This window comes from Bacillus sp. FSL W8-1127 (genome assembly GCF_038006725.1).
Classification (GTDB): Bacteria; Bacillota; Bacilli; order Bacillales; family DSM-4216; genus Bacillus_O; species Bacillus_O smithii.
Genome location: NZ_JBBOVU010000001.1, coordinates 1,573,975 through 1,586,853 on the forward strand (window position 1 = coordinate 1,573,975; position 12,879 = coordinate 1,586,853).

The following is a 12,879-nucleotide window of genomic DNA, read 5'->3' on the forward strand; positions in this document are numbered from 1 at the left end:
TATTTAAAAAAATTCAACATATATCCATTAAATGAGGTGTGTATTCTATTAAGTGTCTATGAAATTTTGAGAAAAAGCGAGTATTCGGGAGAAAAATAAACTTTATTGAGGGAGGATAAAAAATGCGGATGGTTGATGAATATGTTGATCTATTATACAAGCAGGCGAATCCAAAACACCCCGATACAAGGGAATTGAAAGAAGAAACCCGAATGCATCTCAATGAATCTGTAAAAGAATTAATGATGGATGGCTATTCAGAGTCTGATGCGTTCAGAATGGCAGTAGAACGTTTAGGTGGTTTGGAACAAGCAGAAAAATTAATTTCATTGATGCAAATTCGTCAGAAAATCGTTCGCCAATTGCTTGCTGAAAATCTGAATTTCGAGTTTATTCATTGTTAGTTTGCTGTTCATGTTTTTACTATACTTGGGGAACGTTCATGACGCTCATTTTGCGGATATTGGCTATGACGTTGGAGAAAAATTTTCATTCATGAACTCAAAGACGATGCATTCTCTATTTGCTTCAGAACCGTTTGTTCTTAAAGCTTCATTATACAACGCAGATTCGAGGGAATCAGACTTTACTTTTGAAGACAAAAAGCGGTGGATACCTGCTCTATTCAAAAGGGAGTTGTACTACGGAACAGATCAATCTTTTGTCTCGATTGAAATAGTGGATGTTCGTACCATTGGATTTTTCTTATTTACGATAGGTTTTACAGTTTACTATGTTTTATTTACCGTATGGGGATTCATTCAATTGTACCATGCTGGACAATTAAAATTAGCTTGGATACTAAGTTTAATAGTGCTAAATGTTTTTGGTTATGGATTATTTTTGCTAATAAGAAAGAAGGATAATCTTGTTAAGATACATAGCTAGGGGAAAAGGGAGAAAGCATGGATCACGGATATTCCATTTATTACAAGTTAGTCTGCATCTGTATTATTCTGATTATTCAAAGTTAAATGATAAAACAGAAATCTTGATTCTGAGTAAAAGCTGGTGTGTTGAAGAAAACAAGTTCAAACACTGAGAATATCATGATTTAATCAGAAAATATCTGATCAGTCCTTCTTCTGAAACGTAAGCAATAACCATTAGAATAAATTTAGCTTATGAAAATATGAAACTAACTCTCTGTACATAAAAGGAAGGTTTCCCCTTCCTTTTATGTATCCATAATGGGTTTAAATCCATAAAAAACTAGTGAATTACTCACTTACTTTTTTGTTTTTCCAATGATACAGCATAGAGGCTATCAAAGCAATGACAACAGGACTCAAATTAAACCAATGAGCTGTTGTTATTGCAATCTTTTGCACACTGTAAAATTTAAAATAATCAATTCCTAATCCGTATCCTAGCAAGCAATAAACGAAAGAAGAGAGAATGAACGCAATGACTGCTATTTTAACTTCCATCTTTCTTATTTTAATTTTCAATCTATTCTTCCTCCTAACTGGATAATTTTAGTATTATTATAGATCATTCTATCTATATTGCCAATAAAACCGGATTTGAAAATTTCAAAGAATAGCACTAATCAATTGATGGAATCTTTATTCGGGAGACTTATCGATTTTGATCATAAGTGTTTGTACTTGAATGTCTTTTCTTTTTGTATTATTATATCTATAATTCTATATATTTGAAAATAAGGATATAGAAGAATGATGTTGAACCCTTATGGAAAACATACTAAAAAGACGCATGGGGGAACGAAGATGAACAGACTGGATCAACATAAAGGATATTCACGCGTGTTTAAAGAAAATCATCTGACTCTTGGTTTATTCTTTCCTTTGGAATCGTATAAGGGCAGCATTCCTGAGATGAATATGGATAAGCAGATCAAATTTGCAAAAAGAGCGGAAGAGCTTCAGTTTGCTGCGCTGTTCGTCAGAGACGTTCCGTTACTCGATCCTTCGTTTGGAGACGTAGGACAAATTTATGATCCGTGGGTATATCTAGGATACATAGCCGCTCATACGAAAAACATTGCTTTAGGTACTGCCAGTATTATCCTTACACTGCGTCACCCATTGCATGTTGCAAAGGCTGCTGCTTCTGTCGATAAATTATCCGGTGAACGTCTGATTCTCGGAGTGGCAACCGGCGATCGTCCGATAGAATTCCCTGCTTTTTCCGTTGATCCTGAACAGAGCAGGATTTTGTTTCAAGAAGCCATATCCGTCATGAAAAAATCGTGGGCAGAGAACTTTCCGAAGATCCAATCCCCACGTGTGCAAATGACAAACGGGGATTTATTGCCTAAACCGAGTTTGTCAGACATTCCCGTTCTGGTCACTGGACATAGTTCTCAATCCGTAAAATGGATTGCGGAAAACAGCAATGGTTGGCTCTATTATCCACGAAATTTGAAAATCCAAGCGGGGCTGATCAAAAACTGGCGCTCTCATACCGACCAGTTTAAACCGTTTGGACAATCTCTCTATGTAGATTTAACAGAGGACCCGAATCATGAGCCTGTTCCTATTCATTTAGGATTCCGGATCGGACGCAACCGACTTATCGAATACTTGGAACGTCTGAAAACGGAAGGGGTCAATCATGTCATCATCAACTTAAAATATGGACAGCGTCCGGTTGAAGAGGTAATAGAAGAATTAGGGGAAGAAGTGGTTCCGCATTTTCCGGCTTTAACGGAAAAGCATGAATAAAGATTATAAAAAATTCCCTTATTTTGGTAATGTGGATATGCGTTATTTTGATCTTTCTGTACCGAAAACGGGTCAGAGAAGCAACGAAATAAATATGAAAAATCAATACAAATTGAAGAAACGTGAATATCCTAACTTTCGATGATAAGAAAATTCCTTGTACATCCAATTAGATTTTTTCCAGCAAACCGGTTTGTTCACTAGGAACAAGAATGGCAAAATTCACAAAACTTTATTAACGATATAAAAAACCTATAAAGGAGTTCATAATATGAAAGTGTTAACCATTGTTTCGCATCCTAGAAAAGAATCTCTTACTTTTGCGATTGCAGAGCGATTTGTTGAAGGGCTGAAAGATGCTGGACATGAAGTAGAAATGGCGGATCTATACAGCGAAGAATTTGATCCTCTGGTACATGAGAAAGATGAACCGGATTGGGAGAACCCTATGAAAAAATATTCCCCAAGGGTTCATGCAGAAATGGAAAGGTTAAAAAGGAATGATGGACTAGCTTTCATCTTTCCGATCTGGTGGTATTCACTGCCGGCAATGGTAAAGGGGTATATTGACCGCACGTGGAACTACGGATTTGCTTATGGCGGATCTCGTCTTCCGCATAAAAAGGTGCTGTGGATTCCGCTTGTGGGGGAGACGGAAGAGAGCATTAAAAAAAGAAATTTTGATACGATGATTACTCATTATTTGAATGTTGGTTTAGCAGGCTATACCGGTATCGGCCAGTCGGAAGTGGCTTTTCTATACAACACATTGGCTGAGGACTTCGAAAACGAAAACGAAATCAAACAACATTATGACCAATTGTTTCAAAGAGCATATGAGCTTGGGAATACGTACAGCCATTCATTAACGGAATCTTAATAGAATTAAAAGATCCATTCATTTAAATGATGATATAAGTTCCAAGACATCATACAAGTCCATTGTACAGGGAGGTGTTCCGTTAAATGGCATAGTGATCACTCTTACTGTTTGACGGAATGATGAATTGGTGATTCATTAAATAAAATTAAATAAAAAGGAGTGGAATAAAATGAAAGTCCTTATTGCAGGTGCAAATGGTCATACAGGTCGATTGATCGTGGAGCTGCTTGGAAAAAGCAAACATGAAGCGTATGCGATGATTCGAGATGAATCTCAAGCAGAAAATTTGAAACAACTTGGTGCAAAGGAAGCAATCGTAGCTGATTTGGAAAAAGATTTGACTCATGCTGTAAAAGGGATGGATGCTGTAATATTCGCGGCTGGTTCCGGTTCCAAAACAGGTCCGGATAAAACCATTTCAGTCGACCAAGAAGGAGCAAAACGCCTGGTTGACGCTGCGAAAAAAGAAGGTATTTCCCATTTTATCATGCTCAGTTCTTATGGAGCCGGTGTTCCGGATGCTTTGCCGAATTTGGAACTTTATTTGAAAGCAAAAGGGGAAGCTGATCGATACTTACAAGAGAGTGGATTAACATATACGATTGTCCGACCAGGTTGGCTAAGTTTTGATCCACCTACAGGAAAAGTCGAAATAGCTGATCATTTTGAAAGTGTGGAAGGACGGAATATTCCGCGAGGTGACGTAGCTAAAGTGATTGTCTCTTGTCTTGATTTGGAAAATGCCAAAAATAAAACGTTCGAGCTTCTAGCAGGTGATCAATCCATAGAGGATGCACTCCGTACGTTATAAGGGATTTGGAAAACACGGAACATGATTGAACAGTTGTAAAGATATTTAAGCGCGGTTCTTTAAAGGCTGACTCAACGGGATAAATCCGTGAATGATTGCTCTATTGTAAAAGATCGGAAGTGTCAAGGAGCTTTCGTAGCATGCTGTTGTTGCATAATACTACGAACTCCTTGACATGATCCGATACGTTTGCAATTCAATGAATGATCATCCATATTCAATCCCCGATTTACATTCAGAATAGTTGACATCTTCCATCTAATCCTTCATCTTATACTCATACCACCCATTTGAATTCCGCTTCCATTCTTCCGATTGAAGGTCAAAAACCCTTGCTTTGTTGTCCAAATGGCAAACAAAAGGATAGATAGTGTAAGAATTGATTTAATCTTCGTGATAGTTCCGGTGCGCAATAATGCGTTTCGTACGAATCCTACGAAATGAATCCAAAAATAGCCATCAAAACCGCATAATTAACTGTATGTTCAGAAAATAAAAAATTTTAAAATAAATACATGAACCTACACTTATTTTAGAAAAGGGGTGCTTAAAATGGCTGTTATGCGGATAGGTCGTGCTGAATTAAGGGTCTTGGATCTTGAAGAATCCGTCAAGTATTATACGGAAGTGATTGGACTGGATGAAGTGGGAAGAAGTGACGGAAAAGTGTACTTTAAAGCGTGGGATGAATTCGATCACCACAGTCTCATTCTTCAAGAGGCCGATTCCCCGGGACTTGATCACTTGGCTTTTAAAGTGGAAAATGAAGAGGATTTATCCAAGTTTGAAAAAAAGATCGAGCAATTCGGATGTACGTTGAAAAGGATTTCCAAAAGAACAAGACTTGCAGAAGGGGAAGCGATACGTTTTGAACTTCCAACAGGACATCATGTGGAATTGTACTATGACATATTGCGTGTTGGATCGAAAACCGGGTCTTTGAATCCTCCTCCTTGGCCGGATGGACTAAGAGGAATAGCGCCGCATCGGCTGGATCACCTGGCCCTGACCGGTGAGGACATTAACACGGTAACAAGATTTTTCACAGAAGTCTTAGGTATGTTTGTCAGTGAACAAATCACAACAGTTGATGGAGAAGAGATGGTAGGAAGCTTTATATTCGCCAGCAATGGAAAGCCTCATGACGTTGCTTTTATTAAGGGGCCTGATAAGAAACTGCATCATGCCGCGTTCTATGTTGACAATTGGTATGATGTGTTAAAAGCGGCAGACATTTTGTCGAAAAATAATGTCTCATTTGATGTTACGCCGACTCGTCACGGTATTACTCGCGGACAGACTACTTATTTCTTTGATCCTTCAGGAAATCGCAATGAAGCATTTGCGAGCGGTTACATTACGTATCCTGATTTTCCTACGATTACATGGACGGAAGATAAAATTGGTCAAGGCATTTTTTATCATAGGAGAGAACTGACGGAGTCGTTTGCCAAAGCACTTACCTGATGAAGCGGGAAATTGGCGGATGGATCGGTGGGTCTAATGTAGTCGCTGAGACGTGAAAATTCTAAATCCGGTGCCAAAATGTTTAAAAGCATCATAATGAATTATTTTGAAAGCGCTGTCTTTTTAGGTAGAATACGATACTCTTTTTTCTATTTTTCTAATAGAGGGAAGGCAGGCTCCGAAGGGGTCCCTTCCTTCCATGACGATTCCGGGGAAAGAAAACGGACCTTTGCCAAAATGAGAGGAGGAAAAGAAATGGTTGAAAAGAAAATATTCATAAAAGAGAAGCCGAATACTGCCGAATTGCTTGCAAGAGCGGAGGAGATTGGGCGTCTTGCAGAGCAAGAAGCAAAAGAAGCGGAGCAAAATGCCCGGTTTTCAGATCGGGTGCCAAAAGCGATTAAAGATGCTGATTTCCACAAACTTTTGCGTCCAAAGCGGTATGGAGGGCTACAAGTAGACTTGCGGACTTACGCAGAGATTGTCCGAACGGTATCTCGGTACAGTGTTGCTGCCGGTTGGTTGACATATTTTTACTCCATGCATGAGGTATGGGTTGCTTATCTTCCTCCTGAAGGCAGGAATGAAATATTTGAACAAGGCGGGTTGTTAGCGGACGTCGTTGCACCTGTGGGACGTGTAAAGAAGGATGGTGACGGTTATAGGCTTTACGGTCAGTGGAACTTTTGCAGTGGTGTTTTGCATAGCGATTGGATTGGGCTTGGAGCCATGATGGAGCTTCCTGACAGTGAAAGCCCTGAGTACTGCTTGTTGGTTGTTCCTAAGTCTGATGTAAAAATAGTGGAAAATTGGGATACTATTGGTCTGCGCGGCTCAGGAAGCAATGGTGTATTGGTTGAAGGAGCTTATGTGCCATTGCATCACATCATGCCAGCCGGTCGAGTGATGGCGACGGGGAAACTGGCGGGAGGGGATTATGACGCGGATGATCCGGTGTATCGCATGCCGTTTATGCCTCTTTTTTTACTAGGCTTTCCTTTAGTTTCCTGGGGTGGTGCTGAACGAATGATTTCTCTCTTCCAAGAGCGTACCGAAAAACGTATTCGGGTTTATAAAGCGGGTGCGAAGGAAAAGGAATCCGCCGGAAGCCAACGGTTATTGGCAGAGTTGAAAACAGAGTTAAATACGATCGAAGGCACTGTGGAACATTATATTCGCAAGCTAGATGCTTGTATTAAAGAAGGAAAGGCTGTGATATGCGATGAGGAGCGCGAACAGTTATACGCATGGCGTGGTTATGTCTCGAGAACGTCGGTGGATATCGCCGTTAGAACGCTGTTGACTCTTGGAGGAAATGCCATCTTTAAAGGAGATCCGGTAGAGTTGTTCACAAGGGATTTAATGGCGGTGGCGGCGCATCCAAATTCTTTGTGGGAAGATGCTATGGCTGCGTATGGAAGGACATTATTTGGTCTTCCGGGCGATCCTGTATGGTAAGAGAGGGGCGGAAGCGGGAGAAGTTGTTATTCCTTTTGGAAGCATCCGTTCTAAGTGTATTTGCAAATAAAGAAAAAACGTTTTCCTTTTCATCGCAAATTCTACGGCATATTTAAAAGATCATTCATCATATGTGGAATAATTAGTAGAATGAAGCGAGTTGGTAGCACGTGAGATTTTGAAACAGGGGGATGAACCATGTTTACTATAAAAGTCTTGGATGGCATTGAAGAACACATTGGTTTGCCATGCCAAGAGAATGAAAGTCTTTTGGATGCTGTCAATAAGCGGGAAAAGAAAATTATACGTTGGCGTGCAAGACTTATCCGATTTCTGATATGAAGATCCTCATCGATTTATCAAAACTCACTCATTCTTCTTAGGTGGTGAAAACATGAAAGCGGACGAATTGGACTTAACACAAATCTATAAAATTTCTACGCTTCACAATCAAGACGATCCACAAGAACGAATGGTGACCAACAGCCGCCATAGGGATGCTGCGCCATGAGCTTATAAAGACATTAGGGCTCGAACGGACGAAGGGATTCTTGCTGCGTCATGGCTGGCATTGCGGGGTGAAGGATGCACAGAAAGCATTGGAAATGGATTGGGATAATAAAAAGGAACTTTTATATGTCGGTCCAAAAATGCATACGCTGCACGGTTATTTGGAAGAAGCAGAGCTGCTCGTTGCCGAAGCAGATTTTTCGAATGGATGGATGCACCATGAAGCGATCTGGAAAAATTCTTATGAGGCTGAAGAACATTTGAAAAAGTTTGGTCCAAGCAACGATCCTGTTTGTCACACGTTAGTCGGCTATGCAAGCGGGTATCTGTCTACAATTCTCGGGAAAAAAGTCATCGCCAAAGAGATTGAGTGTAAAGCGATGGGACACAAACATTGTCATGCAGTATGCCGGACTGTGGAAGAATGGAATGGCGAAATAGATAACGAATTGAAATTTTATGAGGCTGATAATATTATTGGTGAGCTGGATCAAACATTTGAAAAACTAAAAATAGAAAGAGATAATTTCAGCAGAGCTTATGTGGTCCATCAAAAACTGATGGAAGAAGTATTGAAGGAACATGATTTGTCTTCAATAGCCAAAGTTCTTCATCAAATTTCCAAATTGCCGGTTTTCATTGAAGACGTGAATGTACAACTGATTGCTGCATCAGGTATTCCGGAGCAAGAAGCTTCTCTCTTTTCTGAAAAACTAAAGAAGTGCTTTCATAAGAATAGACAAAAATATTCAGATAATTTAAAATACTCAAAACAAACTTTGTTTTTAAATTGTTCTCCGGAGCATAAAAGGATGATTACACCGATTTACCTGCATCGAAAAATTGTCGGCTATTGTTCTTTTCTTTACCGCGAAACGGTGCCGCAGGAGGTCGATAAGTTAATTTTAGAACATGGAGCACTGGCTTGTTCGCTTTATTTATTGAATGAACGCACTCGTTTTAATACCGAACAACGAATTAAAGGTCATTTTTTAGAAGATATTTTATCCAATCGGATGACATTGGAAGAATTGACCGAACGGGCTTATTATTTAGGATTTCAATTAAAAGATCCATACTTTATGATTGCCGTTCACAGTTTGCTTCAAAAGCCATCCGTTAAAGAAGAACTGGAATTTAACGATGAATTGATTAATGAGCTTTCGGCATTTATGAAAGATCAAAGAATCAATGCCTTGTTTGGCCAAAAATCGGGTAAAGTCATTATTCTATTATCGGAATGTCTATTATTAAAAAACAAAATGAAAAAGGAAATATTTTGTCAAACATTAATGGACCATTGCCTGAAAAAATTTCCTTCCCGTTTATTTAAATTAGGCATCAGTTCGACTTCCCTGTCAATTGAAGAGGCCCCACAATTATATGAAGAATGTCTCTCGGCGCTGAGGGCTGCGAACCTTCATCAAAAAATCATTTTCTTTGACTCCTTGGGAATTGAAGGAGTCATGTTTCAAATGAAAAATATGAACCCTATTCAAAAATTCATTCATAAAATGCTGGGAAAGTTATTGGAACAAGATAAAAGCAGGAATATGGAATTAACGAAAACGCTTTACTATTACTTAAGCAACGGCTGTAGTGTGCACAAAACCGCCCGGGCGATGAATTTTTCCATTAGTGGTTTACGTTATCGACTGCAAAAAATCACCGATATTTTACAAACCGATATCAACGTCCCAAGCGTCGGTTATCAATTGTATGTATCTCTTCAGTTTTTAATTTATTGGGGAGAACTTGACATCGATTTAAATGCTCAATCGGAGGAAGAGAAAACGATCGGCGATTGAAACGGATGATAAAAAGATGCGACAATCATTGAATGAGAACTCTGAAGGAACAGTAAACATTAATACCGTTAAAAGAGCTGTCAACTAGATGATTTCCGTGACTCTCAATATCTTCAAGAATATCATTCTTGTTTCCTGATGATTGCGATTCCCTTGAAAAAACGCAAAGAATTCCGTCGACAACACTTTTGTTTCTGTTTCCACGACTGACATCCATATGCGATTATTCTTTTAATCTATTCCATTGTAGGAGGTAAATTTGAATGAGCAGCACCTATGTCTATAAAACGCTTCTCCCTTCTGTCATAGAGGATGGAAAGAAATATCCAGTTGTTTTTGCACTGCACGGTATAGGATATAACGAACAGCACATGCTCGCAGTAGTGGAAGAACTAAAAGAAGAATTTATTTTGATAGGCATTCGGGGCGATCTCCCTTATGAAGAAGGATATGCTTACTATTATTTAAAAGAATACGGAAATCCAGAACGTAAGTTATTCGATGATAGTATAGACAAACTTAAAGAGTTTATTGAATATACGTTCCAACAGTATCCAATAGATTCTGACAGAGTCTATTTTATCGGTTTCAGTCAAGGAGCTATTCTAAGCATGACTCTTGCGTTGGCACTGGGGGATACTGTGAAAGGAATGGTCGCCATGAACGGATATATACCATCCTTTGTAAAGGAAGAATATCCAATAAAATCTATCTCTCATTTATCCGTGTTTCTAACCCAAGGAGAATCGGATTCTATCTTTCCATTACAAGTGGGGCAAGAAAACTATGATTATTTGCGTAAACATGCAGGATCTGTAAAATATACAATTTATCCGTCTGGACACGAAATTACACAAGACATCCAGCGAGATGCAGTGGCATGGCTGCGTTACGATTGTTTCAATGCCCGTCGAAATCACAAATCCAGCAGCATTGCCTCAAATGATCGTTGAATTTTTATCTATTTGAAGATTTCATCGACTAACGAAATGGAGGAAATTCTATTATGATGGATAAGGGAAAATATGTGGACGTTCAAGGAATTCAAACTCATTATCACGAAGAAGGAAAGGGAGAACCGCTTCTTCTTATACATGGCTCTGGCCCCGGGGTCTCTGCTTGGGCGAATTGGCGGTTAGTATTTCCTATTCTGTCCCGGCATTATCATTTATACGCTCCTGATGTCGTGGGATTCGGATACACAGAAAGGCCGGAAAATATTCAATATTCTGTGGATTTGTGGGTCGAACACATGATTGCTTTTATCGAAACGATGAATCTTCGCAACGTGTCGATTATCGGTAATTCCATGGGCGGTGCTTTAGCGCTGCATGTTGCCAATCGACGTCCCGATCTTGTCAAAAAAATCATTTTGATGGGGAGCGCCGGCATTGAATTTCCGATCACGGCAGAATTGGATGCCGTGTGGGGTTATACGCCAAGCATAGAAAACATGAAAAAGCTCATTTCGATCTTTTCCAATGATCAAAGCATGGCAGAAAATGATAATTTAGTAAAAATGCGCTATGAATCCAGTATAGAACCTGGGTTCCAAGAAGCGTTCTCTGCTATGTTTCCGGCACCTCGGCAAAGACATGTGAATGCTTTAGCCCTTACGGAAAACCAATTAAGTAAAATAGAAATTCCGATTTTACTGATTCACGGAAGAGAAGATCGGGTCATCCCATTAGAAAAGACAAACTGGAAATTATCCCAAATTATTCCGAATGCGGAACTCCATGTTTTTCCCAATTGCGGACATTGGGTGCAAATCGAGAAAACCGAACCTTTTATAGGTCAGGTGATAGAATTTTTAAAAAAATAAGCGGATTTCAATTTGATTTGCCATAGGAGAATCAATGAGCCTATTATCAGTGAAGGAACAGGATAAGATGAAAACCTTTACAATAATAAACAAAAATACAAATATAAGAAATGGATTTTTCATCCCCTGATGAACAGGGGGTTTTTACGGATGAAACGATTTTGTATGCAATTTTTGACAAAGAAACAGACATCCAAAGTGAATGAAATTATCATGGAAAGGCTGGCAAACAGTTTATTTTGAATATTGACATGAAACCAAATGGTTTCATATAATATAAAACGAAACCATTTGGTTTCATAATAAAAAGGAGTGATTGAATAAAAGAATAGTCATTTAGAAAGCAACGTTTATAAGAAGGACAAGTCTTCGTTTCTCTATTGATAAGTTCAGCTCAAAAAAAGGATGAAAGAATATTGAAACGAGGGCAACTGAAATAAGGATAAGGATTCTTTTATTGAAAAAGAATAGTAACTGAGTATTGTGCTGAGATGGTTGGCCGCAAAGTAGTCAATAAAGAGATGTAGTCTGCAAAGATAATGCTACTACATACAGAAAATTTTTTGGGAGGGTATAGCATTGACAACGGAAAAAAATATTTCTGACATTCGTCATACTTATGTATTTAACGCACCGATTCAAAAAGTTTGGGAGGCTGTCTCGACTTCGGAAGGTCTTGCTGCATGGTTTATGCCAAATGATTTTCAGCCTATAGTAGGCCATGAATTTCACTTAAATGCAGGCCCTTATGGCATGTCTCCTTGTAAAGTGGTGGAAATAGATCCGCCTCATCGTCTGTCCTTCCGTTGGGGGAAAGATTGGACCCTTACATTCGAATTAAAAGAGCTTGACGGCAAGACGGAGTTTACGCTCATCCATTCTGGTTGGGACGCAAACAAAGTGACGGAATTCGGAGAATCTCATACGGTCGTACGGGATCGGATGGATCAGGGATGGTCTCGACTTGGAAAATCTCTTGGAGCGTATGTCGAAGCTTGAAATGGCCGCTTTATCATCGAAACATGACGTCTTTCAAGCCATCGCTGATCCTACTCGTCGCAAGTTGTTAAAATTGCTGGCTGAAAAGGAGATGCCTGTTACCGTAATAAGTGGACATTTTCCAATAAGTCGGACAGCTGTTTCTAAACATTTGCGCATTTTGGCAGATGCAGGTCTTGTCAAAGAGAGAAAAGTTGGGCGAGAGACGCGCTATCGACTGGAACCTGCACCACTACTTGAATTGAAACAGTGGCTGACCTTTTATGAACGATTTTGGGAAAATAAAATGGCAATGCTTCAACATTACGTTGAAAACGGCGAGGCAAGTGATTTGAAACTTGTTGAATCCAAACATGATGGAGAAGAATTTAAAGAGTAGAAAAAATAGAAATCATGAAATGAACGTTTGATCAAAAAATGGAAGGCTG

Annotated in this window: 14 protein-coding genes; 13 read left to right on the forward strand and 1 reads right to left on the reverse strand. The window is 39.2% G+C overall.

Annotated elements, in window-relative coordinates:
* Positions 1-122 precede the first annotated feature (122 nt).
* Positions 123-404: a permease prefix domain 1-containing protein gene (locus NST12_RS07480; protein WP_327805559.1), complete on the forward strand. Its 282-nt coding sequence runs from the start codon at positions 123-125 to the stop codon at positions 402-404.
* Between the two features lie 91 nt (positions 405-495).
* Positions 496-888 carry a hypothetical protein gene (locus NST12_RS07485; protein WP_341100772.1) on the forward strand — a complete coding sequence of 131 codons (393 nt, stop codon included), beginning with the start codon at positions 496-498 and terminating at the stop codon, positions 886-888.
* A 332-nt stretch (positions 889-1,220) separates the two neighbouring features.
* On the opposite strand, the gene NST12_RS07490 is transcribed toward NST12_RS07485, so the two are convergent.
* On the reverse strand, positions 1,221-1,451 hold the full coding sequence (locus tag NST12_RS07490; protein ID WP_341100773.1) for a hypothetical protein: 231 nt from the start codon (positions 1,449-1,451) through the stop codon (positions 1,221-1,223).
* A gap of 282 nt (positions 1,452-1,733) precedes the next feature.
* Here NST12_RS07490 and NST12_RS07495 point away from each other — a divergent pair, with 282 nt between their 5' ends.
* The 11 genes from NST12_RS07495 (at position 1,734) to NST12_RS07545 (ending at position 12,830) form a co-directional block, all read left to right on the forward strand.
* Positions 1,734-2,690, forward strand: coding sequence for an LLM class oxidoreductase (locus tag NST12_RS07495; RefSeq protein ID WP_341100775.1), 957 nt, complete (start codon positions 1,734-1,736; stop codon positions 2,688-2,690).
* A 271-nt stretch (positions 2,691-2,961) separates the two neighbouring features.
* Positions 2,962-3,570, forward strand: a complete 609-nt coding sequence (locus NST12_RS07500; protein ID WP_341100777.1) for an NAD(P)H oxidoreductase — start codon at positions 2,962-2,964, stop codon at positions 3,568-3,570.
* Positions 3,571-3,742: 172 nt separating this feature from the next.
* Positions 3,743-4,384 carry an SDR family oxidoreductase gene (locus NST12_RS07505; RefSeq protein ID WP_048623271.1) on the forward strand — a complete coding sequence of 214 codons (642 nt, stop codon included), beginning with the start codon at positions 3,743-3,745 and terminating at the stop codon, positions 4,382-4,384.
* A 552-nt stretch (positions 4,385-4,936) separates the two neighbouring features.
* Positions 4,937-5,851 carry a catechol 2,3-dioxygenase gene (locus tag NST12_RS07510; protein WP_327797696.1) on the forward strand — a complete coding sequence of 305 codons (915 nt, stop codon included), beginning with the start codon at positions 4,937-4,939 and terminating at the stop codon, positions 5,849-5,851.
* A 255-nt stretch (positions 5,852-6,106) separates the two neighbouring features.
* A complete protein-coding gene (locus NST12_RS07515) occupies positions 6,107-7,309 on the forward strand; it encodes a flavin-dependent monooxygenase (RefSeq protein ID WP_341100779.1) in 1,203 nt (400 codons plus the stop codon).
* A gap of 198 nt (positions 7,310-7,507) precedes the next feature.
* On the forward strand, positions 7,508-7,651 hold the full coding sequence (locus tag NST12_RS07520) for a hypothetical protein (protein WP_156179229.1): 144 nt from the start codon (positions 7,508-7,510) through the stop codon (positions 7,649-7,651).
* A 155-nt stretch (positions 7,652-7,806) separates the two neighbouring features.
* A complete protein-coding gene (locus tag NST12_RS07525) occupies positions 7,807-9,627 on the forward strand; it encodes a XylR N-terminal domain-containing protein (RefSeq protein ID WP_048623273.1) in 1,821 nt (606 codons plus the stop codon).
* A gap of 263 nt (positions 9,628-9,890) precedes the next feature.
* A complete protein-coding gene (locus NST12_RS07530) occupies positions 9,891-10,580 on the forward strand; it encodes an alpha/beta hydrolase (protein ID WP_341029316.1) in 690 nt (229 codons plus the stop codon).
* A 53-nt stretch (positions 10,581-10,633) separates the two neighbouring features.
* Positions 10,634-11,452 carry an alpha/beta fold hydrolase gene (locus NST12_RS07535; RefSeq protein ID WP_341100784.1) on the forward strand — a complete coding sequence of 273 codons (819 nt, stop codon included), beginning with the start codon at positions 10,634-10,636 and terminating at the stop codon, positions 11,450-11,452.
* Between the two features lie 579 nt (positions 11,453-12,031).
* Positions 12,032-12,451 (forward strand): SRPBCC family protein, encoded by a 420-nt coding sequence (locus NST12_RS07540; RefSeq protein ID WP_327805551.1) that lies wholly within the window; start codon positions 12,032-12,034, stop codon positions 12,449-12,451.
* Between the two features lies 1 nt (position 12,452).
* A complete protein-coding gene (locus NST12_RS07545) occupies positions 12,453-12,830 on the forward strand; it encodes an ArsR/SmtB family transcription factor (protein ID WP_048623276.1) in 378 nt (125 codons plus the stop codon).
* The last annotated feature ends 49 nt before the right edge of the window (positions 12,831-12,879 follow it).